Origin of the sequence: Pseudomonas sp. GL-RE-26, from assembly GCF_019956275.1 — a bacterium.
GTDB classification, from domain to species: domain Bacteria; phylum Pseudomonadota; class Gammaproteobacteria; order Pseudomonadales; family Pseudomonadaceae; genus Aquipseudomonas; species Aquipseudomonas grandcourensis.
Genome location: NZ_JAHBDI010000017.1, coordinates 1 through 24,118, shown reverse-complemented (window position 1 = coordinate 24,118; position 24,118 = coordinate 1). Strand labels below are relative to the sequence as shown.

Genomic DNA, 24,118 nt, shown 5'->3' with positions numbered 1-24,118 from the left:
TTGCTGTGGATGAGAAACAACGTTACGACGCGGGGATGGAAGTCCGTCGCGCGGTCCTCGGCGACGCCCACGTCGACCGCAGCCTGACCACCCTGACCGAGTTCAACTCGGAGTTCCAGGAGATGATCACCCGCCACGCCTGGGGTGACATCTGGACCCGCCCGGGCCTGCCGCGCCACACCCGCAGCCTGATCACCATCGCCATGCTGATCGGCATGAACCGCGAGGGCGAACTCAAACTGCACCTGCGCGCCGCCGCCAACAACGGCGTCAGCCGTGGCGAGATCAAGGAAGTGATCATGCAGAGCGCAATCTACTGCGGGATTCCGGCGGCCAATGCGACGTTCCACCTGGCCGAGTCGGTGTGGGATGAGTTGGGGGTTGAGTCGCGGGAGTAAGCTATATAGCGGTGAACAACCTGTGGGAGCGAGCTTGCTCGCGATGGCGGTGTAACAGTCAATGTAGATGTTGAATGTTACGACCTCATCGCGAGCAAGCTCGCTCCCACATTTGTTTTGTGTTTACAGCAGGCTGATCGGATAGCTGATGATCACGCGGTTCTCATCGAACTCGTTGTTGCTGTAGTCGCGGCGGATGGTCGAGTTGCGCCATTTCAGGTTCAGGTCCTTCAGCGCACCGCTTTGCACGGTGTAGCCCAGTTCACTTTCGCGTCCCCATTCCTTGCCGTCGGTGATAGTGCCGGTGTGCACATTGTCACCGCTGATGTAGCGGTTCATCAGGGTCAGGCCCGGTACGCCCACGGCGGCGAAATTGTAGTCGTGGCGCACTTGCCAGGATTTCTCCTGGGCATTGTCGTAGCTGGAGTTGTAGCTGTCGTTGGCCAGTGTCCCGCCGCTGGTGCCGTTGACCCGCATCCAGGCGTTGTCGCCAGTTAGTTTTTGCAGGCCGACGTAGAACGTGTTGCCGCCGTACTTGGCCGAAAACAGGCCATACATTGTCTTGTTGTCCAGCTCGCCGGCCCGGGCGCTGCCGTCATCCTTGCCGTAGAAGAAGCCCAGGTTGGCGCCCAGGGTCCAGTCGCCAAGCGGTTGGCTGTGGATCAGATTGATGAATTGCTGGCTGTAGATGTCCTTGAGCTCGGCATTCCACAGGCCGACCTGGGTGCGCTTGTCGTTGAACACGTACTCGCCGCCCTGGAAGTTGAAACGGTCGGAGGTGAACGCGGCTTTGCCGGTCATCGACATGTCGTTCATGCTGCTGTCGTCCCGTGGGCTGTTCTGGCGGAACTGGCCGCCGTAGAGCGTCAGGCCATTGATTTCCTTCGACGTGATCTGGCCGCCCCGGAAGGTTTGCGGCAGCGAACGACCGTCGTCCGAACGCAGGATTGGCAGCACCGGCATCCACTCGCCGACTTTGACTTCGGTCTGCGACAGCTTGGCCTTGAACGCCACGTTGGTGCGGCCAAAGTTGTCTGCCGGGCGACCGTCATGATCCAGCGGCAGCAGTTGCGTACCGCCTGTGCCTTTGCCGCCGTCGAGCTTCACCGAATACAAACCGAGCACATCCATGCCGAACCCGACGGTGCCTTGGGTGAAACCGGACTTGGCGTCGAGGATGAAACTCTGCGTCCATTCTTCTGCCTTGCCCTGGGCCTTGGTCGGGTTGGTGAAGTTGCGGTTGATGTAGAAGTTGCGCAGGTTCAGGTTGACCTTGGCCCCTTCGACAAAACCCGACTCCTCGGCGTAGGCGGGCAGGGCCGCGCTGGCCAGGGCCAAGGCGATCAGGCTGGGAACGAAGTACTGCGCGGTGGAAGACGTCATGAGCTCGGGTCTCTCTAATTCTTGGGGATGAAGCGAGGTGATGCCGCAACCCGGGGTTGCAGACGAGTATTCGAAATCAGCACAAAACGAAGCGGGTCAGCCGGAGAGGGCGGGGCGCGGGGGCATGGTGTCGAACCTGTTGTTATTGGTTTTGTGGTTCGGATGGTGCGGGGAATGTACTGGATGGTTCAATCGTAAAAAGCGGGTTTTGGGCGATTATCGAACGCAACATGACGCAGTGTTTTATGGTGTCAGCACTGGCCTCATCGCGAGCAGGCTCGCTCCCACATTCGACTGCATTCTATCTGCAGGAAATCGGTTACCTGTGGGAGCGAGCCTGCTCTCCATGGGGCCATAACTGACGAGACAACTTTTCAGGCAGCCAACAAAAAGCCCACCAATCGGTGGGCTTCGTGTTTTCACTGCGCTATCAGAAGTACTTCATCTTCGGCGCTTCTTCTTTCAACGGCTCGTTCTTCGCGGTCTGTTCGTTCCAGCCACCACCCAGGGCCTTGTACAGGTTGACCTGGCTGACCAGCTGCGCCAGACGGTCAGTGATCAACACTTGCTGCGCACTGAACAGCTGACGCTGGGCATCGAGGAAGGTCAGGTTGCTGTCGACACCGATACGGTAACGACGCTCGGCCAGGCGGTAGTACTCCTGGTTGGCACTGACGAAATCTTTCTGTGCCTGCAACTGCTGGACATAGGTCTGGCGGGCGGCCAGGCCGTCGGCGACTTCCTGGAAGGCCGTTTGAATGGACTTCTCGTAGTTCGCCACGCCGATGTCTTTCTGGATTTTCGAGTAATCCAGGCTGGCGCTCAAGGCGCCGGCGTTGAAGATCGGCAGGTTGATCTGCGGCTGGAACAGCCACGTGCCCGAACCACCCTTGAACAGACCGGACAGGTCCGGGCTCAAGGTCCCGGCATTGGCCGTCAGGCTGATGCTCGGGAAGAACGCAGCCCGCGCCGCGCCGATGTTGGCGTTGGCGGCCTTCAGGTTGTACTCGGCCTGAAGGATGTCCGGACGACGATGCAGCAGGTCCGACGGCAGGCCGGGCGGAACGTCGCTCAGCAGGTCGTCGTCAAGCGGTTTGGCCGCTTGCAGGTTGGCCGGGACGCCGGTGCCGAGCAGCAGCACCAGGATGTTCTCGTCCTGGGCGACCTGACGGGTGTACTTGGCCAGTTGCGCACGGGCGTTTTCCACCGAGGTGCGCGACTGTGCCAGGTCCAGGGCCGAGGCGACGCCGACTTCGTTGCTGCGGGCGGTGAGCTTGTAGCTCTCCTCGAAGGCGGCCAGGGTGTCCTGGGTCAGCTTGTACAGTTCCTTGTCGGCCTGCCAGGTCAGGTAGGCATTGGCCACACTGGCCACCAGGCTGATCTGCGTGCTGCGGCGGCCTTCTTCAGTGGCGAAGTACTTCTGCAGCGCCTCTTCGTTCAGGCTGCGAACCCGGCCAAACAGGTCGAGTTCATAGGCGCTGACACCCACCGTTGCCGAGTAGGAACTGGTGATGCCGGCTTGACCGGTCTGCGAAGCGTCAGTCGGAACGCGCTGACGGCTGCCTGTGCCGTTGGCCGAGACGGCCGGGAACAGATCGGCACGGGAGATGCGGTATTGAGCCGCAAATGCGTCGATGTTCAGGGCCGCGACACGCAGGTCACGGTTGTTTTCCAGGGCCACCTGGATCAGCTGTTGCAGCGCCGGGTCATGGAAAAACTGCTTCCAGCCCTGCTCGGCAGCCGCTTGCGCCGGTGCCTGGGCCGGCGAGTACGCCAGGCCCTGCGGGTACTGGCCCGCCACCGGCGCTTCGGGCTGCTGATAATCAGGTATCAGCGAGCAGCCACCGAGGACGAAGGCGGCGACTGCCAGGGAGAGTAGCGACTTGCTCATTAGCCAGCCTCTTTAGGAGTTTCAGTAGCGTCATCCTGGTCGGCGATTTTGCGCTGGCCTATGGACGACACGGTGACGAAGAACAGCGGGACCCAGAAGATCGCCAGCACAGTCGCCGTGATCATACCGCCGATCACGCCGGTACCGATTGCATGCTGGCTACCGGAACCTGCGCCCGTGGATATCGCCAGTGGTACCACACCGAGGACGAAGGCGAGCGAGGTCATGATGATCGGTCGCAGACGCATGCGGCAGGCTTCAATTGCCGCATCGCGCAGGCTACGCCCTTGTTCGTGTAGTTCCTTGGCAAATTCGACAATCAGAATGGCGTTTTTCGCCGCCAGACCGATAGTCGTCAACAAACCTACCTGGAAGTACACGTCGTTGGACAAACCGCGAAGGCTGGTGGCCATCAGTGCACCGATGATCCCCAGCGGCACCACCAACATCACCGCGATCGGAATCGACCAGCTTTCATACAACGCCGCCAGACACAGGAACACCATCAGCAGCGACAGGGCGTACAGCGCCGGTGCTTGCGAACCGGACAGACGCTCTTCGTACGACAGACCGGTCCAGGAAATGCCGACGCCCGCCGGCAGTTTCTTGGCAATGGCTTCTACTTCGAGCATGGCTTCACCGGTGGAATAGCCTGGCGCCGGGGCACCGAGGATTTCCATCGCTTCCACGCCGTTGTAACGGGCCAGTTTCGGTGAACCGTAAATCCACTCGCCCTTGGCGAACGCCGAGAACGGAACCATGGTGCCGGTGGCGTTGCGCACGTACCACTTCTGCAGGTCTTCAGGGCCCATGCGAGCGCCTGGCTGGCCTTGCACGTATACCTTCTTCACCCGACCACGGTCGATGAAGTCGTTGACGTAGCTACTGCCCAGGGCAATCGACAGGGTGTTGTTGATGTCGGCGATGGTAATGCCCAGGGCACTGGCCTTCTCGTCATCGATTTCCAGCTGGTATTGCGGTTCGTCGTTCAGGCCGTTCGGACGCACCTGGGTCAGAATCTTGCTTTGTGCGGCCATGCCGAGGAACTGGTTGCGCGCTTGCATCAGTTTTTCGTGGCCGATACCGGCGCGGTCCTGCAGGAACACGTCGAAACCGGTGGCGTTACCCAGTTCCAGTACCGCCGGTGGTGCGAAAGCGAACACCATGGCATCGCGGAAGGTGAAGAAGTGCTGCTGGGCACGGGCCGCCACCTTGAACACGTTGTTGTCGGCGTTACGTTCGTCCCACGGACGCAGCATGATGAACGCCATACCCGAGCTCTGGCCACGGCCGGCGAAGTTGAAGCCGGTCACGGTAAACACCGAGTTCACCGCATCGCCTTCGCCGCCATCCTTGCCAGGGCGCAGCAGGAATTCACGCATTTCGTCGACGACCACCTGGGTGCGCTGGGCCGTGGAGCCGGCAGGCGTCTGCACCTGGGCGAACAGTACACCTTGGTCTTCTTCCGGCAGGAACGCCGTTGGAATGCGGGTGAATAGCCAGATCATACCGACGACGATGATCAGGTAGGCCAGCAGGTACGGGGCCTTGTGCGCGAGCATGTTGCCCACGCCGCGCTCGTAGCTGCGTACGCCGCGGTCGAAATTGCGGTTGAACCAGCCAAAGAAACCGCGTTTCGGGGTGCCGTGCTCGCCTTTCCGGATCGGCTTGAGCATGGTGGCGCAGAGCGCCGGGGTGAAGATCAGTGCAACCAGTACCGACAGGGCCATGGCCGAGACGATGGTGATCGAGAACTGCTTGTAGATCACACCGGTGGAACCGCTGAAGAACGCCATGGGCAGCAGCACCGCCGACAACACCAAGGCGATACCCACCAGTGCGCCCTGGATCTGGCCCATGGATTTCTTGGTGGCTTCCTTGGGTGACAGGCCTTCTTCGCTCATCACCCGTTCGACGTTTTCCACCACGACGATGGCGTCGTCGACCAGCAAACCGATGGCCAGCACCATACCGAACATGGTCAGGGTGTTGATGCTGAAACCGGCTGCCGCGAGGATCCCGAATGTACCCAGCAATACTACCGGCACGGTCATCGTGGTGATGATGGTGGCACGGAAGTTCTGCAGGAACAGGAACATCACCAGGAACACCAGCGCGACCGCTTCGACCAGGGTGTGAACCACGCCCCTGATCGATTCCGTTACTACCGGCGTGGTGTCGTACGGGAACACCACTTCCATCCCTTGCGGGAAGAAGGGTTTGAGGCTGTCGATGGTCGTGCGCAAAGCCTTGGCGGTATCGAGCGCGTTGGCACCTGTAGCCAGTTTCACCGCCAGGCCGGAAGCCGGGGCGCCGTTGAACTGGGCGTTGATGCTGTAGTTCTCACCACCCAGACCGACTTCGGCGACATCCTTGAGGCGAACCTGGGAACCGTCCTTGTTGACCTTGAGCAGGATCTTGTCGAATTGCTCCGCGGTCTGCAGGCGGGTTTTGCCGATGATGGTCGCGTTCAGCTGGGTGCCGGGCAGGGCAGGCAGGCCGCCGAGCTGGCCGGACGATATCTGGACGTTTTGCGCGGCGATAGCGGTCTTGACGTCGATCGGGGTCAGGTTGAAGTTGTTCAACTTGGCCGGGTCGAGCCAGATACGCATGGCGTACTGGGAACCGAACACCTGGAAGTCACCGACACCGGCGGTCCGCGAGATCGGGTCCTGCATGTTCGACACGATGTAGTTGGACAGGTCGTCCTTGGTCATGCTGCCGTCACGCGACACCACGCCGATCACCAACAGGAAGTTCTTCACCGCCTTGGTGACGCGGATACCCTGTTGCTGCACTTCTTGCGGCAGCAGCGGGGTGGCCAGGTTCAGCTTGTTCTGGACCTGAACCTGCGCGGTGTCGGAGTTGGTGCCTTGCTCGAAGGTCGCGGTAATGGTCATGGTGCCGTCGGAGTTACTTTCCGACGAGACATAACGCAGGTTGTCGATACCGTTGAGCTGTTGCTCGATCACCTGAACCACGGTGTCCTGAACCGTTTGTGCCGAAGCACCCGGGTAGGCCACGGAGATGGCGATCGCTGGAGGCGCAATGCTCGGGTACTGGTTGATCGGCAACCGGAGGATCGATAGTGCCCCGACCAACATGATCACCAGGGCAATTACCCAGGCGAAAATCGGACGGTCGATAAAAAATTTCGACATGGTTTACTCCCCTTTGCCGCCAGAGGCTTTATCAGCTGCCTGGGCGGGGGCCGGGTTCGTTACGGCTACGTTGGTCGCTTCACTGGCCTTGACTTCGACGCCAGGTTTGACGAATTGCAGACCTTCGGTGATCAGGCGATCGCCAGCCTTCAGGCCGTCTTCGATCAGCCATTGATTGCCGACGGTGCGGTTGGCCTTGAGTTGACGCAGTTCGACCTTGTTGTCCGGGCCGACAACCAGTGCGGTTGGCGTCCCCTTGAGGTCGCGGGTCACGCCTTGTTGCGGGGCCAGGATCGCCGCGCTGTTCACACCGGCCAGCAACTTGGCGTGCACGAACATGCCTGGCAGAAGGGTGTGGTCAGGGTTCGGGAAAATGGCACGCAGGGTGACGGAACCGGTGGTCTGGTCAACCGAGATTTCGGAGAATTCCAGCTTGCCGTCCAGCTTGTATTCGCTGCCGTCTTCGAGGGTCAGCTTGACCGAGGCGGCGTTATCGCCAGCCTTTTGCAGGCGACCGCTTTCCAGCTCACGGCGCAGTTGCAACAGCTCGACCGAGGACTGCGTCACGTCGACGTAGATCGGGTCGATTTGCTGGATTACCGCCATCGCGTCGACCTGAGCATTGCTCACCAGCGCGCCTTCGGTCACCGAGGAGCGGCCGATGCGGCCGGTCAGCGGGGCATAGACCTTGGTGTAGCGCACGTTGATCTGTGCGGTTTGCAGCGAGGCTTCCGATTGCAGGCGGTTGGCCACGGCGGTGTCGTATTCCTGACGGCTCACAGCCTGCTCATCGACCAGTTGCTTGTAGCGGTCGGAAATCGACTTGGTCGAACGCAGGTTGGCTTCGGCGCTGGCGAGCGTTGCTTCATAGATCGACGGGTCGATCTGATAGAGCTGTTGGCCGGCCTTGACGTCGCTGCCTTCCTTGAACAGGCGCTTGAGAATGATGCCGTTGACCTGCGGGCGGACTTCGGCAATGCGGAACGCACTGGTACGGCCGGGCAGATCGGATGTCAGGGTGAAAGCTTGCGGTTGCAGAGTCACGACGCCGACCTGAGGCGGTGGGGCGGCCGGTGCTGCCTCTTCCTTTTTGCATCCGCTGAGTAGCGATGCCAGGGCGACGGCGGCGACCAGAGCGGTAACAGCTGGCTTGAATTGCATGAAAATCCTCGGGTCAGGCGCGCAAGGTGCGCACTAGAAAGGTGGAAGGTTGAAAAATGTTTGCCGAGTAGATAAGTAGCTTACTAAGGAATATACTTACGTACATGGCTGTTTGTAAATACCCAGGCTGTGTACTCACGCCGTTACACAAGCCGTTGAAAGGTTGGAATTGTAGGCCGGGGACGAACCCCCAGAACGTTCGCCCCACTTTTATTCAGCCGATGTTCAGGCATCGCTGAAGCACCCTGATTGAGGTTGTACTGCCATGGTCCGTCGTACCAAAGAGGAAGCTCAGGAAACCCGCGCGCAAATTCTCGTGGCGGCCGAAAAGGCCTTTTTCGAGCGAGGCGTGGCGCGCACGACCCTGGCGGACATCGCGACCCTGGCCGGCGTCACTCGAGGGGCCATCTACTGGCATTTCAGCAACAAGGCGGATCTGGTGCAGGCCATGCTCGACACCCTGCATGAGCCCCTGGAAGAAATGGCCAAGGCCAGCGAGAGCGAAGACGAACTCGATCCCCTGGGCTGCATGCGCAAGCTGTTGATTCATTTGTTTCATCAAATTGCGCTGGACCCGAAAACCCGACGCATCAATGAGATTCTTTTTCATAAGTGCGAATTCACCGATGAAATGTGCGACCTGCGCCAACAACGGGTATCAGCCAGCCTCGAATGCAATGTGCGGATCGGCCTGGCCCTGAGTAATGCCGTGAATCGTGGCCAGTTGCCGGAAAATCTCGACACTGCCCGCGCCGCGATCAGCCTGCATGCTTATATTGATGGCATCCTGTATCAGTGGTTGCTGGCCCCCGCCAGTTTTGAATTGCACACCGAAGCCGAGCGTTGGGTCGATACCGGGCTGGATCTGTTGCGCTTCAGCCCCAGCCTGCGCAAATAAAGCAAAATGCGTAATCGACGTCTTCTGTGTCAACCGTTGAAGCCGAAGATGAACAGTTCTTCACGCGCCCTTCGACAATGGGGTGCTTTTATATACTTACACTCGGCACGTTGACAGGTAGCAAGCTCAGTAATTTGTAGGGAATTTGTGTCGAGACTGTGAGCGAATGGTAGTCGCCCGTTTTTTTCACCGTGCGGACATCAGTTTGTGAACTGATACCGGGGTGGAGGGCGGTCGGAGGGCGTGGCGCAGAGGCCGGGACGTTCCCCTCCGATTTATTACGATGTCTATTTACTGATACTAAAGTTAACCGTGTAGCTGAAGGGTGGCCTTGTCATCTTTTTTGAGATTGTCGCGTTGCATTTGTACTGGCCATTTCCTGATGGTTCGACTGTTGCCTTCCAGTCAGGTTTGTAGTCAGGCTCTAAAACGCCGTAACCAACTGGAGCCGCCATCCGGGTTTTCAGTCGGCATCGATAACCGTGCACTTCATATACCAGGTCGAGACTGACAGGTTCAACTTTTTGCCTGCGAGGTTGCCAGCCTGTTTTGTCGAGTGTAAAAGGTCTGGAATAGGGTATGTCGAGGATTTCTTTGGTGCCTGGCCCGACATTAAACGTTATCAAGGGACCATTCAGCGGAACTTCCAAGCCCGAAATGCTCTTCAGTTTTAACGTGCCGAAAGTGTTGTTCGACAGTTTGAGGGTGATGACGGTGTCGGTCATGCTGTTTGCATTGATTGAGTAAAATAAAAGCATTGCAAGTATTGACAACTTGTAAGTGTGCATTTTGGTTGCTCGTAGATGGGAGGTGCGGGGGGTTATTCCATGGTGAACTCAATGCTCATACTATTTGGGTAACTGTTTTGCACTTCGAGAATTTCAGTTGAACAGTCAGCCGCTTCAGTTCCCGTTGATTTGCCATTGCCCGACCAGTGGGGCACTCGTTCGGCGTCGTCTCCTTGTTTTTCCAGTCTGACTTCAATGGACGCCGTGTATAGGCATTCCTTGTTTCCCGAAACGTAGGCAAATGTTTCTGTCAGCTCGGTCGCTTTGCCGAAAGCAATAGAACTGAAGAAATTCGGAAAGTCAGCTGCATACTCATATCGGCCCTTGGCGGGGACATCGAACTCACTGATGGGGTAGGAGGAGTTGCTTTGTTTTTTTGTAGGCTTTGAAAGCTTCATTGTGCTGTTTGTGAGGTTTTTAAAGTGGTAGTGAATAGTCGTTGTGTCCGGGTCTTTGGATTGAATGAGTGGCTTTTGCTTTTCATTTGAAGCAAAGCTGGAGCTGCTTGTTATGAGGGCGAGTGTTAGCCCGGTTAGAGTAGGCTTTATGTGTTTTGCGAGTGAAGGCATTGGCTTAATTCCATTTAAGTAGTGCTTGGGTGTCAATGGGTTTAAGTCATTGTTGTTCGTGAGGGGCGGTTATTCAATAAGCGGACTGAAGTGAGTTGTTAACTTATCTTGCTTGATGTGGGCAGAGTGCTTGATGGAGGGGCGCGGTGGGGTGGGTTTTTTAGTAGAAATTGTATTGTTTGATTTTTACGGAAAAAAAAGGCCTCGGCGCAAGAGCGCGGAGGCCTTTGAAACAAGCAGGTGTTAATTACAGCGTCGGGTAGTCGATGTAACCGACCGGGCCCTTGGCGTAGAACAGTTCCGGACGCGCTTCGTTCAGCGGCGCGTCAGCCTGCAAACGTGCCGGCAGGTCAGGGTTGGCAATGAAAGGTACGCCGAAGGCGACTGCATCGGCCTTGCCACTGGCGAGCAACGCGTTGGCGCTGTCCTTGGTGAAGCGCTCGTTGGCAATGTAGGGGCCGCCGAAGGCTTCCTTGAGTTGTGGACCGAGGCTGTCGGCACCTTCTTTCTCGCGCGAGCAGATGAAGGCGATGCCACGCTTGCCCAGTTCGCGAGCGACGTAGGTGAAGGTTTCGGTCAGGTTGTCGTCACCCATGTCATGCAAGTCGGCGCGTGGCGACAGGTGCACGCCCACAAGGCCGGCACCCCAGATTTCGATGGCCGCGTCAGTCACTTCCAGCAGCAGGCGGGCACGGTTTTCCAGGGAGCCGCCGTAGTTGTCGGTGCGCTGGTTGGTGCTGCTTTGCAGGAACTGGTCGAGCAGGTAACCGTTGGCGGCATGGATTTCCACACCGTCGAAACCGGCAGCCTTGGCGTTTTCGGCACCGACGCGGTAAGCGTCGACGATGTCGGCGATTTCAGCGGTTTCCAGGGCGCGTGGCACAGGGAAGTCGGCCAACGGACGCACCAGGCTGACGTGGCCCTTTGGCTGGATGGCGCTCGGGGCGACCGGGGTTTCATCGTTCAGGTACAAACCGTGGGAAATGCGACCCACGTGCCACAACTGCAGGAAGATCTTGCCGCCCGCGCCGTGGATAGCCTTGGTCACGTTGGACCAGCCACGCACCTGATCGTTGGACCAGATGCCCGGGGTGTCCGGGTAGCCAACACCCATCGGCGTGACCGAAGTGGCCTCGCTGAGGATCAGCCCGGCGGAGGCGCGTTGCACGTAGTACTCGGCCATCAGCGCGTTGGGCACGCGACCTTCATCGGCGCGGCAGCGGGTCAGCGGCGCCATGATGATGCGGTTGGCCAACTCGAGGTCGCCCAGTTTGATCGGATCGAAAATAGTCGTCATTTAATGCAACCCTCGTGAGGTAATGGTTGATCAGTTGGTAGCAGGGGCCAGATCGGGATTGCCGCTCTGACGGAAAGTAATCAGGGTCACCAGCAGGGCGAGTACCGCCAGTACGGCTGCCGCGAGCGGCACGCTGGTCAGGCCGAAGCCGTGGGCGATCACACTGCCGCCGACCCAGGCACCCAAGGCGTTGCCGATGTTGAAAGCGCCGATGTTCAGGGTCGACACCAGGTTCGGTGCGGCCTTGCCGAAGGTCACCACGTTCACTTGCAACGCAGGCACGGCGGCGAAGCACGCGGTGGCCCAGAGGAACAGGGTGATTTCGGTCGGGATCAGCGCGACGCTGGTCCAGGTCAGCACGGTGGACACCACGGCCATGGTGATGAACACGCCGATCAGCGTCGCTGCCATGCCTTTGTCGGCCAGCTTGCCGCCGATGATGTTGCCGACGGTCAGGCCCAGGCCGATGAGCATCAATGTCCAGGTCACGCCACGGGGCGAGACGCCGGTGACTTCGCCGAGCAGCGGCGCGACGTAGGTGAACAGGGTGAACACCGAGGCGGCGAACAGCGCGGTCATGCTCAGGGACAGCCAGATGCCGCCGCCCTTGAGTGCGGCCAGTTCGGCGCGCATGTCGAGTTTTTCTTCATCGCGCTTGGCCGGCAGGAAGCGGATCAGACCGATCAGTGCGATCACACCGATCACGGTCACGGCCCAGAATGTCGAACGCCAGCCGGCCTCCTGGCCGAGGGCGGTGCCCAGCGGTACGCCGAGGACGTTGGCCAGGGTCAGGCCGGTGAACATCAGGGCCACGGCCGAAGCGCGTTTGTTCGCAGGCACCAGGCCGGCGGCTACCACTGAACCGATACCGAAGAAGGCGCCATGGCACAGGGCGGTGACCACACGGGCGAACATCAGCACGTTGTAGTCGCCGGCCACTGCGCAAAGCAGGTTGCCGACAATGAAAATGCCCATCAACGCCACCAGGGCTGCCTTGCGCGGCAGTTTGGCGGTGGCCAGCGCCATGAACGGCGCGCCGATGGCCACGCCCAGGGCGTAACCGGTCACCAGCCAGCCGGCACCGGGAATCGATACACCGAGGTCAGCTGCCACGTTGGGCAGCAGGCCCATGATGACGAACTCGGTGGTGCCGATGGCGAAGGCGCTCAAGGCCAGGATGAGTAGCGAGAGGGGCATTGTTTAATTCCTTGTCGGCTGGCTGACGTGGGGGGCGTTCTCATTTGGTTTTCCCGGCGCTGTGTGAAAACCAATTGAGAACGCCCCCACAGGGTCAGAGCTCTTTACTGAAGGTTTTGAGGAACTCCTGAATGGTTTCCTCGTTGCGTTTGAAAAAATGCCACTGGCCGACTTTGCGGCTGCTGATCAGGCCGGCGCGTTGCAGGGTCGCCAGGTGTGCGGACACCGTGGACTGCGACAGGCCGCAGCGTTGATCGATCTGCCCGGCGCAAACGCCGTGCTCGTTACTGTGGGACTGGTCGGGAAATTCGACGGTCGGGTCCTTGAGCCAGTGCAGGATTTCTCGTCGTACTGGGTGTGCCAGGGCTTTTATTATTTCGTCGAGATTGATGGTCATGATGTGGGCTCGTGATGTTTAAAACGCTATATCGCGATGAGGCGAACTTTAAATCGGTATTTCGCGATATACAAATATGATTTGGCTCTGACCAGCTCATATTTCGGTATATCGAGTTATAACGATATGGTGAGTGTAACAAAACAAGGGGGCAGTGCTAAGCTGCGCCCATGAACTATCTCGCACATCTTCACCTCGGTGGCCAGCGTCCCGGCCAGTTGCTCGGCAGTCTGTACGGCGATTTCGTCAAGGGACGGCTGCAAGGGCAGTTCGCTCCGGAAATCGAGAGGGCTATCCAGTTGCACCGCAGCATCGACGTGTTCACCGATCGCCATCCGCTGGTGGACGTCGCGCTGTCACGTTTCTCCCTGACCCGTCGTCGCTACGCGGGGATCGTGCTCGACGTGTTTTTCGACCATTGCCTGGCTCGTGACTGGACGCTGTACGCCGACCGGCCGCTGGAGTTGTTCACTTCAGACGTGTACCGCGTGCTGTCCAGCGAGCGACAACTGCCGGAGCGGCTGGCGAAGATTGCGCCGCACATGGTGGCCAATGACTGGTTGGGGTCGTATCAGGAATTCGAGGTGTTGGAGCAAGTGTTGCGCGGGATCTCGCGGCGCCTGAGCAGGCCGGAAGAGCTGGCGGCGGCGATGCAGGAGTTGCGGCGCTTGTATGAACCGTTGAGCGAGGACTTTCGGTTGTTCTATCCGCAGCTGCAGGATTTTGCCCGGAACTATCCAACACCATAAAACCTCTGTGGGAGCGAGCAAGCCCGCTCCCACAGGTTCGTCTTCAGTCTGAAATTGAATCAAGCCGCAATGGCAGGGCGCATCGGTGCGCGCTGAGGTTCAACAACAGTCCCGAACAACACCTTCTGCACCGCCTGCTGTGCCTCGAACGCCAGCGCCGCACGTTCCCGACCTTCGCACTCGATTGGCTTGAGCAGGTGAATCTCCACGCCGCCACGGTCATTGGCGAACAGACGCATCAAGTGCGAGAGCAGATCATCGTCGCCAATGAACGGCGCCAGCGCACAAGGCTGGCCGTCACGCAGATAACGAATCGCCACCGGCTGCATTGCCACTTCGGAATCGATGGCGGCGGACAGCAGGCGGCCGTGGAAGGTGCGCAGCGAGCGGCCATCGGTGGTGGTGCCTTCCGGGAACATCAGCAGAGGGTGTGCCTGTTCCAGGTGACGGGTCATCTGCTTGCGGATCAACTGGCTGTCACCCGAGCCACGGCGGATAAACAGGCTGCCGGCCTTGGCCGCCAACCAGCCGGCCACCGGCCAGGTGCGCACTTCGGCCTTGGACAAAAACGACAGCGGCGTGAGCATCCCCAGCAGCGGGATGTCGGTCCAGGACACGTGGTTGCTGACCCAGAGCATCGGGGTCTTCGGCAGCTCACCGTGGACGGTCACGTCGAAGGGCAGGGCGTTGCTCAGGCGGGCCATGAAAAACCGCGACCAGCGCTGACGACGCGCCATCGAATGGGCCATGCCCAGGCGCTCGAACACCCCGAACACGCTGGCCATGCCCAAGCCCAGCGTCACTACCAACAGCACTCGCGCGATTCGCGCGTACACCCGCAACCGGCTCATTACACAGCCGCCTTGAAGTGTTTGGCGTAGCGCGGGCAGAGTTCGTCGCGCTTGAGCAGGATGAACACGTCGGCAACCTGGAAGTCTTCGTCCCAGCATGGTTCGCCGCAGATCTTCGCGCCCAGACGCATGTAGGCCTTGAGCAGCGGTGGCATTTCGGCGATCACGTTCGACGGGATGGCCAGGCTCGGCAGCGGGTTTTTCGGCTCGGCGCGCAGGTGTTCGGTGCACAGGTAGCGTTCGCGCAGACGCTGCATGATCGCGTGGGCCTGCACGCCGCCATCCTGCATCGGAATGCTCGCGCAACCCATCAGGTAGCTGTAGCCGCCCTGGTTCAGGACTTCGGCCAATTCGCCCCAGAGCACGGCGATGGTGCCGCCATTGCGGTAGGCCGGGTCGACGCAGGTGCGACCGATTTCCAGGATCGGGCCTTGCAGGTGCACAAGGCCGTGGAGGCTGAATTCTTCTTCGCTGTAGAATTTGCCCAGGCTGCTGGCAGCCGTGTGGTCGAGCAAACGGGTGGTCGCCACCAGACGGCCGGTATTCAAGTCACGCACGCCGATGTGGGCGCAGTGAACGTCGTAGTCATCCATGTCCAGACCCAGTTCCGCGCCTTTCAGCTTGGCGTTGAACTCACCGCTGAACACGTTGAAGCGCAAGGCCTGGGCCTCCTGCAATGCCTCGGCGCCCACCAGGCGTTCGGCTTGCAGGCGGCGTTCGTTGCCGGTGTCGCTGATGCGGGCGATCTGAGTCATGGTGAATCTCCGTGCGGGCTGCTCACCCGTCTTTGGGCTACAGCGAATCGACTTTCTTTGTCTAGCCGTGTTGTGCAAAGTCAGGCTATGTAGCCCCGGTGTCATCGCCATTAAGCTTTGGTGATGCTTATATGACAGCCCTCGAGGAGCCTCTTATGCCCTGGCAAACCCTGTTGAACCGCCGTGATCGCTTGCCCGCCAATCCGGATCTGGCCGAAGGTTTCGCGACCTTGTTGCAGCAGTTGGGCACGGTCACGCCGTTTGAATTGGCGGTGCTTGGCGGGCGGTTGATGGCGACGCCGGGGCTGGCGTTTCTGGTGGGGTATCAGGCGGCCTTGCGCATGCTCTGGCCGAGCGCGCCCCTGAGTCTGGGCGCGCTGTGCGCCACCGAACAGCGCAGCCTGCGCCCGGCCGACATGCAAACCCGACTGAGCGGTTTGCGCTTGAGCGGACGCAAGGATTTCGTCACCGCCGGTAATGCCGCCGACTGGCTGCTGGTGGCTGCGCGCAGCGAGGAGCCCGGCGTCGATCCACGCTTGAGCCTGGCGGTGATCTATCGCGATGAACCGGGTGTGCAGGTGGAAAAGCTGGCGCCGATCCCGTTGATGCCGGACATCAGCCATGGCAGCTTGTTTCTGGATAACGCGCTGTGCGAGTTGCTCGCAGGGGATGGTTGGGATGCGTACGTCAAACCGTTCCGCACGCTGGAAGACATCTATGTGCTGAGTGCGATGACGGCGTGGTTGTATGGCGTCGGCCAGGAATGCGATTGGCCACAAGGCTTGCAATTGCGGTTGCTGGGGTTACTGGCGGGGTGCGCGGAAACCAGCCGCCAGCCACCGACCCATCCGGCCGGGCATGTGTTGCTTGGCGGGTTGTTTGCGCAGTTCGAAGGGCTCAAGGCTGAGGTGAATGAAGCACTCGCCGAGGGGCCATCGGAGTGGGCGGCGATGTGGCAGCGGGATCAGGTGGTGATGGATTTGGCGGCTGGGGCTCGGGGCAAGCGGTTGGCCAAGGCAATGGCGGAATCTTCGCTGCACTGACTGGCCTCTTCGCGAGCAGGCTCGCTCCCACAGGGATCTCGCTCACACCAAAGATCCATTGTGGGAGCGAGCTTGCTCGCGATGGCGGCCTGTTTGGCAACATGAACTTCTGAATTGTCATCAACCTCGACTAGGCTCAGCAGGTTCAATCTCCGAGCCCCCGTCATGCCCAAAGGCTTGTCCCTGATTTTCCTGTTGTTGCTCAGCCTCACGGCCCAGGCTGAAAACTGGCCCGCCGAGCAATGGCCAACCGCCCCGACGCCAACCGGCCCGGCGCTTCAAGCCCTGGAGGCCTACGCCTTCCCATCCCGCGATGACACTACTCGCCAGGGCATTCGCACCGACGCCTTGCTGGTGATCCGCGACGGCCAGTTGATCTACGAACGTTACGCCGGCCCGACGACGGCCGAGACGCCGCACCTGACCTGGTCGATCAGCAAGAGCCTGATGGCCACGGTCCTCGGTGTGGCTTACGGTGAAGGCTTGTTCAAGCTCGGCGAGCCTGTGGCAAAGCTTTATCCGCCCCTGCAAAAATACCCCGACATGACCATGGCTGACCTGCTGCACTGGGCCTCGGGCCTGGACTGGCAGGAAGACTACGAATACGCACCGCTGAAGTCTTCGGTGGTGGCCATGCTCTACACCCGAGGTCACCACGACATGGCCGCGTTCACCGCATCCCATGATTCATACGCGGCGCCGGGTCAGGCGTTTCGCTACTCCAGCGGTGACAGCAACCTGTTGTCCGCCGCATTGAAAACCATCGTCGGCCCCGGCCGCTATCCGGACTATCCGTGGACTGCACTGTTCGAACCGCTGGGCATTCGTCATGCCGTGTGGGAAACCGATGGCACAGGCACTTTCGTTGCTTCGTCCTATGCCTACCTCACGGCACGGGACCTGGCGCGAGTTGGTCTGTTGATGGCCCGCGAGGGGCGCTGGGCAGACAAGCAACTGCTACCCAAGGACTGGGTGGCGTTCAACCGCGAGCCGTTCGCTCACTATCACGCCCATCAAGACGATGCCGTCCCCGGCGGCCAGTGGTGGCTCAATCGAGCCGTTGAGGGCGCGGCACGACCCTGGCCCGATGCCCCCGCCGACACCTTCGCCGCGTTGGGCCATTGGGGCCAGGCAATGTACGTGATCCCCAGTGAGCAGCTGGTGATCGTCCGTTACGGCGATGACCGTGACGGCAGTTACCGGCACAACCAATTGCTCCAGTTCGCGCTCAAGGCCTTTGCCGGGAAGGTGCAGCCATGAGCGGTTTCATACGCCGTCGAGCGGTCAGTTCCCTGTTGCTGATCCTGCTGATTGCCTTGCTTGGCTGGATCTGGCACGAGCGGGTGGCGCTGTGGGCGTTCCCCGACATCATCAGCGCCTACACCGCCAAGGAATACTGTTCGTGCCGCTACGTGATGAACAACGACGCCGAGTACTGCCACGGTTATGTGAAACAGTGGCTGCCCGCCAGCGGCTTTGCCGAAGACCCGGCCGGCAAACGTGTCACGGTCAGCGGCATGGGCCGCAGCAACAGCGCGGTGTGGATCGGCGAGCGCCAGGGCTGTCGCTTGCAGCCTTGAACACGAATAGATTCGTGGGTGAGGACAAGGCTTTTGTGGCGAGGGGGCTTGCCCCCGTTGGGTCGCGAAGCGGCCCCCCAAAACCATGCAACAGGTTCCATCAGGCAAACCGCAATGACAGGTTTTGCGACTGCTACGCAGTCGAACGGGGGCAAGCCCCCTCGCCACAAAGGCAGGTTTGGAGTAATAGACGGCTTGCAATGCGCTGAAGGCCAGTTAAGGTTCAGCACAGGTTTCTCTGCCTTACGAGTCTCTATGTTCAAGCGCTCCGCCCTCCGATTCCTCGTTTTTCTGCTGCTGACGGGTGCCGCATTGTCGGCCCGCGCCGACTGGTACCTCGACGGCGAGTCTTCGCGCCTGTCGTTTGTCAGCTCCAAGAATGCCAATGTCTGCGAAGTGCAACGCTTCCTGGTTCTGCACGGCAAGGTCGACCCCGAGGGGCTGGCGCAGGTGGAAATCGAGCTGGAGTCGATCAACAGCGGAATACCGTTGCGCGATGAGCGCATGCGCAAGGAACTGTTCCAGATCGACCGGTTTTCCGACGCCTTGATCACCACGAAAATCGATCTGCGCCCGATCAACGATCTCGCTCCCGGCGCACAGCTGGAGTTGCGCCTGCCGCTGACGGTCGACTTGCACGGCAAACAACACCAGTACCAGGCCGAACTGCTGGCGACCCGGCTCGATGACCGGCGCTTTCAGGTGGTGACCCTCGAACCGCTGGTGATCAATGCCGAGGATTTCGATTTGGCTCCAGGGTTGGAGGCGTTGCGCAAAATGGCCGGTCTGTCGGCGATCAGTCTTTCAGTACCGGTGAGTGCGGTACTGATATTCACGGCACGCTGACATGGCCGGAGCGATTTTTCCCTGGCGTGAAGGCAACCATTACGAACTGCTGGTCGACGGTCCGCAGTTTTTCCCGCGCATGCTGGTGGCGATTGCCCGGGCTGAAGAACAGGTCGAACTGGAGCTGTATCTGGTGGAGGCGGGTGCCTGCGCCGAAGCCATGGTCCAGGCCTTGGTGCAGGCCGCCGAGCGCGGTGTGCGAGTGCGCTGTCTGTTCGATGATTACGGCAGCCTCGCTTTCACCCTGACCTTGCGTCAGCGGCTGATGTCCGCCGGCGTGGAACTGCGTTTTTACAATCGCCTGAGCTGGCGCCGTTGGGTCGGCAACTTCTACCGCGATCACCGCAAGCTGTTACTGGTGGACCAGAGCCTGGCCGTGGTCGGCGGCACCGGTGTCACTGATGAATTCTGGACCCCGGGGGAAGACGTCAGCGAATGGCATGAAGTGATGGTGGAAATCACCGGTCCGCTGGTGCTCGACTGGCAACTGCTGTTCGATCGTCAGTGGATTGCCAACCGCCATCGACGGGCCTGGCGACCGGCCTCGCATTTCGGTCTGCCGCGCCTGCCACGGGTGCCGTCGATAGGCGAGGGCATGGGCCGGGTGGCGTATGCCGACGCCCGTCAACACCGGGACATTCTGCAATCGCTGGTGCGTGCCCTGAACAGCGGTCAGCGACGGATCTGGCTGGCCACGCCGTACTTTCTGCCGACCTGGAAAGTCCGCCGTTCCCTGCGCCGGGCGGCTGCCCGGGGTGTCGATGTGCGGTTGCTGTTGACCGGACCCCGTACCGATCACCCATCCGTGCGCTATGCCGGGCATCGCTATTACCCGCGACTGCTCAAGGCCGGGGTGAAGATTTTCGAGTACCAGCCGTGTTTCCTGCACCTGAAAATGGTCCTGGTCGATGAATGGGTGAGCATCGGCTCGTGCAATTTCGATCACTGGAACCTGCGCTTCAACCTGGAGGCCAACCTGGAAGCCCTGGACCCCGGATTGACCCGGTCGGTGGCGGCGAGTTTCGAACGGGACTTCGGGTTGAGTGAGCAAGTCAGTCTGGAGGAATGGCAGCGTCGACCGCTGTGGAAACGGGTCAAGCAACGGGTGTGGGGATGGGTGGATCGGGTGGTGGTGAATCTGCTGGATCGACGGGGTTGAGCCCAAGCTTTCAAACACCCTGAAACCACTGTAGGAGCGAGCCTGCTCGCGATGGCGGCCTGACAGTCAACAATGATGTTGAATGTTATGCCCTCATCGCGAGCAGGCTCGCTCCTACAGGTTATTGCGGTGTAACGGGATTACAGCAACTCAAAACTCTGCTGCGTCACGTCCTCTGAATCCAGGCCAATCTGCACGTTGAACTTGCCCGGTTCCGCCGCGTACTTGAGCTGGGTGTTGTAGAACTTCAGGTCGTCCTCGGTGATGGTGAAGTGCACGACTTTCTGCTCGCCAGCCTTGACCATTACTTTCTGGAAGTTCTTCAGTTCCTTGATCGGGCGGATCATCGAGCCGGCCACGTCCTGGATGTACATCTGCACCACGGTTTCGCCGTCGCGCTTGCCGGTGTTTTTCACCGTGACGCTGGCGTCGAGCTTGCCGGTCTTGTTCAGCGTGGTCGACGACAGGGCCATGTCGCTCAGGCTGAAGTCGGTGTAGCTCAGGCCGTAACCGAACGGGTACAAGGGACCGGTGGTGTCATCGAAGTACTGCGAGGTGTAGTTGCCCGGTTTGCCCGGGGTGAACGGCCGGCCAATGGTCAGGTGGTTGTAGTAGGTCGGAATCTGGCCTACCGAACGCGGGATGCTGATCGGCAGTTTGCCCGACGGGTTGTAGTCGCCGAACAGCACGTCGGCGATAGCGTTGCCGCCCTCGGTGCCGGTGAACCAGGTTTCCAGGATCGCGTCGGCCTGTTCCTTCTCTTCGAGGATCGTCAGTGGACGGCCGTTCATCAACACCAGTACCAGCGGTTTGCCGGTGGCTTTCAGGGCACGGATCAGCTCGCGCTGGTTTTCCGGGATGTTCAGATCGGTGCGGCTCGACGATTCGTGGGACATGCCACGGGATTCGCCGACGGCGGCAACCACCACATCAGCATCCTTGGCTGCTTTCACCGCTTCGTCGATCAGCACGTTCGCCGGGCGCGGGTCATCCACCACTTCCGGGGCGTCGAAGTTGAGGAAGTTCAGGTAACCGAGGATTTTCGGGTCGCTGGTGATGTTGGCGCCACGGGCGTAGATCAGTGTCGATTTGTCGCTCAGGGCGTTGGTCATGCCTTCGAACAGGGTCACCGATTGCGCTGGCTTACCGGCGGCAGCCCAACTGCCCATCATGTCGATGGGGGCCTTGGCCAGTGGACCGACCAGGGCGATTTTCGCGGTTTTCTTCAGGGGCAGGGTTTCGTTGCGGTTTTTCAGCAGCACCTGGCCGCGGCGTGCCACATCACGGGCCTCGGCGCGGTGCAGGCGGCTGTCGGCGTAGGTGTCGACCGGATCATCCTCGGCCTTGCCGATGCGCAGGTACGGGTCCTTGAACAGGCCCATGTCGTACTTGGCGCCCAGCACCGCACGCACGGCGTTGTCGATGTCGCTCTGCTGGATCTCGCCGGACTTCAGCAGCCCTGGCAGTTCTTTGCCGTACAGGGTGTCGTTCATGCTCATGTGGATGCCGGCCTTGATCGCCAGCTTCGCCGCTTCGCGACCGTCGGCGGCAACACCGTGCTTGATCAGTTCGAAAATCGCCCCGTGGTCGCTGACCGCCAGGCCCTTGAAGCCCCATTCCTTGCGCAGCAGGTCGTTCATCAGCCAGGTGTTGGCGGTGGCCGGCACGCCGTTGATCGAGTTCAGCGCGACCATGACCCCGCCCGCGCCGGCATCGATGGCGGCCCGGTACGGCGGCAGGTAGTCCTGGTACATCTTGACGGGGCTCATGTCGACCACGTTGTAGTCGCGGCCACCCTCGACCGCGCCGTACAGGGCAAAGTGCTTGACGCTGGCCATGATGCTGTCGGCCGCGTTCGCGCCCGTGCCCTGGAACGCCTTGACCATCACGCCGGCAATGCGCGACACCAGGTAGGTGTCTTCGCCGAAGCCTTCGGAGGTGCGGCCCCAGCGCGGGTCGCGGGAGATGTCGACCATCGGCGCGAAGGTGATGTCGAGGCTGTCAGCCGCGGCTTCCTTGGCGGCAATGCGCCCGGACAGGCCGATGGCGTCCATGTCCCAGCTCGAGGCCAGGGCCAGCGGGATCGGGAAAATGGTGCGGTGGCCGTGGATCACGTCGTAGGCGAAGAACATCGGGATCTTCAGGCGGCTGCGCATCGCCGCGTCCTGCATCGGCCGGTTTTCCGGGCGGGTGATCGAGTTGAACGTACCGCCGATGTTGCCGGCCGCGATTTCCTTGCGGATCATTTCGCGTGGCATTTCCGGGCCGATGCTGATCAGGCGCAACTGGCCGATTTTTTCATCGAGGGTCATTTGCTTCATCAGGTTGCTGACGAAGGCTTCCTTGTTCTCCAGGGGTGCGGGTGTCGTGGCGGCCAATACGTTATGACTGGCCAGGCTGACGAACAGGCCCAGCAAACACAGCTTCTTCATGAATAGTTTTCTCAAGGGCCCAAACGGCGATGTACACGCCGGCCAGCCAAAATTTAGGGAGCGTCTATTGTTGTTCGGGTGCCGGCTCAAAAGACCAGAGCCAAAAAACCACAGCCAGATGGCGGATGCGTTTTCGCGCAGGGCCTCTTTTTAGCCCATCGGCCCGTTGCAATCCAGAGGCGCGGGCGATTATGCCCCAAGAGCCGGCCCAGAAGGTTTCACGGTCGGTTTTTTCATGAAATGTACAAGGGAGCGTTATCCTGATGAATGTAAGTCCAACCTACCGCTCGCGTTTGCAGGTCGTCACGCTGCTGATGCTGGCCACGTTGCTGACCGCCTGCGGCATCAACAACATCCCCACCCTCGACGAACAGGCCAAGGCCGCCTGGGGCCAGGTGCAGAACCAGTATCAGCGGCGCGCCGACCTGATTCCCAACCTGGTGGAAACCGTCAAGGGCTATGCCAAACATGAAGAAGAGACACTGACGGCGGTCATCGAGGCCCGGGCCAAGGCCACTTCGATCCAGGTGGATGCCTCGACCCTCGACAACCCGGAAAAGCTCAAACAGTACCAACAAGCCCAGGACCAGCTCAGCGGCGCCTTGAGCCGTTTGATGGTGGTCTCCGAGCGTTATCCGGACCTCAAGGCCAACCAGAACTTCCTCGCCTTGCAGTCGCAGCTTGAAGGCACCGAGAACCGCATCAGCGTGGCCCGGCGCGATTTCATCCTCGCGGTGCAGAAGTACAACACCGAGATCCGCACGTTCCCCGGTCGCCTGTGGCACACCGTGATGTACAGCGACCTGCCGATGCGCGAGACCTTCGAAGCCACGCCGGGTTCGGAAAAGGCTCCCGAGGTCAAATTCTGAACAGCGGTAATCGGTGTCACCACGCAAGAGGTTGCCCATGCGCGTCCTGAAAACAGGCCTGTTGCTGTTGTTGTGGGTGGTGGCGATCGCTGCCCGGGCCGAGCTGAGCTTCCCGGCGCTGACCGGGCGGGTGGTCGACAATGCGCAGATGATCGAGCCATCGGTGCGCCAGCAGCTCAGCCAACAACTTCAGGCCCATGAACAAGCCACGGGCGAGCAGCTTGTGGTCGTGACTTTGCCGGATTTGCAAGGCACCGACATCGCCGACTTCGGTTACCAACTCGGCCGCCATTGGGGCATCGGGCAGAAGGACAAGAACAATGGTGCCTTGCTGATCATCGCCCGGGACGAGCGCCGGCTGCGTATCGAAGTCGGTTACGGTCTGGAGGATCGCCTGACCGACGCCCAGAGTTCGGTGATCATCAACCAGGTCATCACCCCGTCATTCAAGACCGGCAATTTCAGTAAAGGCATCAGTGACGGCGTGGCGGCGATGCTGGTGGTGCTGGGCGGAAACCCCCTGGACGAACCCTCCACTGCGTATGAATCCAGAGGTGATCCGGGGGACGATTTCATCGCGCGACATCCCGGTTTGTTCGTGTTTTTGGTGATGTTGTTCATCCTGACTGTTTTTGTGTGCCAGATGCTCGGTATCCTTCCCGCTGGCCGGGGCGGCTCCGGTGGAACCGGGGGC

Annotated in this window: 22 protein-coding genes; 10 read left to right on the top strand and 12 right to left on the bottom strand. The window is 60.3% G+C overall.

What is annotated here, in order from left to right; genetic code table 11:
- Window positions 1-5 precede the first annotated feature (5 nt).
- The gene (gene pcaC / locus KGB07_RS13250; protein WP_046041451.1) at window positions 6-398 is read left to right on the top strand and encodes a 4-carboxymuconolactone decarboxylase; all 393 of its coding nucleotides are present in this window, start codon (window positions 6-8) and stop codon (window positions 396-398) included.
- A 123-nt stretch (window positions 399-521) separates the two neighbouring features.
- Here the strand turns inward: pcaC and KGB07_RS13245 are convergent, their stop codons facing one another.
- The 4 genes from KGB07_RS13245 to KGB07_RS13230 all read right to left on the bottom strand — a co-directional run bounded on the left by KGB07_RS13245 (window position 522) and on the right by KGB07_RS13230 (window position 7,994).
- Window positions 522-1,781 carry an OprD family porin gene (locus KGB07_RS13245; protein WP_223465583.1) on the bottom strand — a complete coding sequence of 420 codons (1,260 nt, stop codon included), beginning with the start codon at window positions 1,779-1,781 and terminating at the stop codon, window positions 522-524.
- 430 nt (window positions 1,782-2,211) lie between these two features.
- Window positions 2,212-3,672 carry an efflux RND transporter outer membrane subunit EmhC gene (gene emhC, locus KGB07_RS13240; RefSeq protein WP_046041458.1) on the bottom strand — a complete coding sequence of 487 codons (1,461 nt, stop codon included), beginning with the start codon at window positions 3,670-3,672 and terminating at the stop codon, window positions 2,212-2,214.
- The gene (emhB, locus tag KGB07_RS13235) at window positions 3,672-6,833 is read right to left on the bottom strand and encodes an efflux RND transporter permease subunit EmhB (RefSeq protein ID WP_223465581.1); all 3,162 of its coding nucleotides are present in this window, start codon (window positions 6,831-6,833) and stop codon (window positions 3,672-3,674) included. The genes emhC and emhB overlap by 1 nt, the downstream gene beginning before the upstream one ends.
- A 3-nt stretch (window positions 6,834-6,836) precedes the next feature.
- Window positions 6,837-7,994 carry an efflux RND transporter periplasmic adaptor subunit gene (locus KGB07_RS13230; RefSeq protein WP_046041461.1) on the bottom strand — a complete coding sequence of 386 codons (1,158 nt, stop codon included), beginning with the start codon at window positions 7,992-7,994 and terminating at the stop codon, window positions 6,837-6,839.
- 265 nt (window positions 7,995-8,259) lie between these two features.
- On the opposite strand from KGB07_RS13230, the gene emhR reads away from it, so the two are divergent.
- Complete coding sequence (emhR, locus tag KGB07_RS13225; protein ID WP_046041463.1) at window positions 8,260-8,892, top strand: efflux system transcriptional repressor EmhR; 633 nt, start codon at window positions 8,260-8,262, stop codon at window positions 8,890-8,892.
- A 287-nt stretch (window positions 8,893-9,179) separates the two neighbouring features.
- Here emhR and KGB07_RS13220 read toward each other — a convergent pair whose 3' ends face one another.
- The 5 genes from KGB07_RS13220 to KGB07_RS13200 all read right to left on the bottom strand — a co-directional run bounded on the left by KGB07_RS13220 (window position 9,180) and on the right by KGB07_RS13200 (window position 13,140).
- Entirely contained in the window at window positions 9,180-9,617 is a 438-nt protein-coding gene (locus tag KGB07_RS13220; protein ID WP_221174490.1) for a hypothetical protein, read from the bottom strand.
- 95 nt (window positions 9,618-9,712) lie between these two features.
- Window positions 9,713-10,249 (bottom strand): hypothetical protein, encoded by a 537-nt coding sequence (locus KGB07_RS13215; RefSeq protein WP_046041465.1) that lies wholly within the window; start codon window positions 10,247-10,249, stop codon window positions 9,713-9,715.
- Between the two features lie 247 nt (window positions 10,250-10,496).
- Entirely contained in the window at window positions 10,497-11,546 is a 1,050-nt protein-coding gene (locus KGB07_RS13210; protein ID WP_223465579.1) for an alkene reductase, read from the bottom strand.
- 30 nt (window positions 11,547-11,576) lie between these two features.
- Complete coding sequence (locus tag KGB07_RS13205) at window positions 11,577-12,743, bottom strand: MFS transporter (RefSeq protein ID WP_046041469.1); 1,167 nt, start codon at window positions 12,741-12,743, stop codon at window positions 11,577-11,579.
- Window positions 12,744-12,837: 94 nt separating this feature from the next.
- Window positions 12,838-13,140: an ArsR/SmtB family transcription factor gene (locus KGB07_RS13200; protein ID WP_007983055.1), complete on the bottom strand. Its 303-nt coding sequence runs from the start codon at window positions 13,138-13,140 to the stop codon at window positions 12,838-12,840.
- A 170-nt stretch (window positions 13,141-13,310) separates the two neighbouring features.
- Here KGB07_RS13200 and KGB07_RS13195 point away from each other — a divergent pair, with 170 nt between their 5' ends.
- On the top strand, window positions 13,311-13,889 hold the full coding sequence (locus KGB07_RS13195; protein ID WP_046041472.1) for an ACP phosphodiesterase: 579 nt from the start codon (window positions 13,311-13,313) through the stop codon (window positions 13,887-13,889).
- A 59-nt stretch (window positions 13,890-13,948) separates the two neighbouring features.
- Here the strand turns inward: KGB07_RS13195 and KGB07_RS13190 are convergent, their stop codons facing one another.
- Window positions 13,949-14,740, bottom strand: a complete 792-nt coding sequence (locus tag KGB07_RS13190; RefSeq protein ID WP_046041474.1) for a lysophospholipid acyltransferase family protein — start codon at window positions 14,738-14,740, stop codon at window positions 13,949-13,951.
- Complete coding sequence (gene olsB, locus KGB07_RS13185; protein WP_046041475.1) at window positions 14,740-15,495, bottom strand: L-ornithine N(alpha)-acyltransferase; 756 nt, start codon at window positions 15,493-15,495, stop codon at window positions 14,740-14,742. The genes KGB07_RS13190 and olsB overlap by 1 nt, the downstream gene beginning before the upstream one ends.
- Before the next feature lie 155 nt (window positions 15,496-15,650).
- Here olsB and KGB07_RS13180 point away from each other — a divergent pair, with 155 nt between their 5' ends.
- The 5 genes from KGB07_RS13180 to KGB07_RS13160 all read left to right on the top strand — a co-directional run bounded on the left by KGB07_RS13180 (window position 15,651) and on the right by KGB07_RS13160 (window position 20,123).
- Window positions 15,651-16,538 carry an acyl-CoA dehydrogenase family protein gene (locus KGB07_RS13180; protein ID WP_046041476.1) on the top strand — a complete coding sequence of 296 codons (888 nt, stop codon included), beginning with the start codon at window positions 15,651-15,653 and terminating at the stop codon, window positions 16,536-16,538.
- Window positions 16,539-16,703: 165 nt separating this feature from the next.
- Entirely contained in the window at window positions 16,704-17,798 is a 1,095-nt protein-coding gene (locus KGB07_RS13175) for a serine hydrolase domain-containing protein (RefSeq protein WP_223465577.1), read from the top strand.
- The gene (locus KGB07_RS13170) at window positions 17,795-18,118 is read left to right on the top strand and encodes an amidase (RefSeq protein WP_223465576.1); all 324 of its coding nucleotides are present in this window, start codon (window positions 17,795-17,797) and stop codon (window positions 18,116-18,118) included. The genes KGB07_RS13175 and KGB07_RS13170 overlap by 4 nt, the downstream gene beginning before the upstream one ends.
- 255 nt (window positions 18,119-18,373) lie before the next feature.
- Window positions 18,374-18,964 carry a YceI family protein gene (locus KGB07_RS13165; RefSeq protein ID WP_046041480.1) on the top strand — a complete coding sequence of 197 codons (591 nt, stop codon included), beginning with the start codon at window positions 18,374-18,376 and terminating at the stop codon, window positions 18,962-18,964.
- A 1-nt stretch (window position 18,965) separates the two neighbouring features.
- Window positions 18,966-20,123 carry a phospholipase D-like domain-containing protein gene (locus KGB07_RS13160; RefSeq protein WP_223465575.1) on the top strand — a complete coding sequence of 386 codons (1,158 nt, stop codon included), beginning with the start codon at window positions 18,966-18,968 and terminating at the stop codon, window positions 20,121-20,123.
- A 140-nt stretch (window positions 20,124-20,263) separates the two neighbouring features.
- On the opposite strand, the gene bglX is transcribed toward KGB07_RS13160, so the two are convergent.
- A complete protein-coding gene (gene bglX, locus KGB07_RS13155; protein ID WP_223465574.1) occupies window positions 20,264-22,555 on the bottom strand; it encodes a beta-glucosidase BglX in 2,292 nt (763 codons plus the stop codon).
- Between the two features lie 263 nt (window positions 22,556-22,818).
- Here bglX and KGB07_RS13150 point away from each other — a divergent pair, with 263 nt between their 5' ends.
- Both KGB07_RS13150 and KGB07_RS13145 read left to right on the top strand, forming a co-directional pair.
- Window positions 22,819-23,424, top strand: coding sequence for a LemA family protein (locus tag KGB07_RS13150; protein WP_046041485.1), 606 nt, complete (start codon window positions 22,819-22,821; stop codon window positions 23,422-23,424).
- 37 nt (window positions 23,425-23,461) lie between these two features.
- A partial coding sequence (locus tag KGB07_RS13145) for a TPM domain-containing protein (protein WP_223465573.1) occupies window positions 23,462-24,118 on the top strand: 657 nt, incomplete at its 3' end.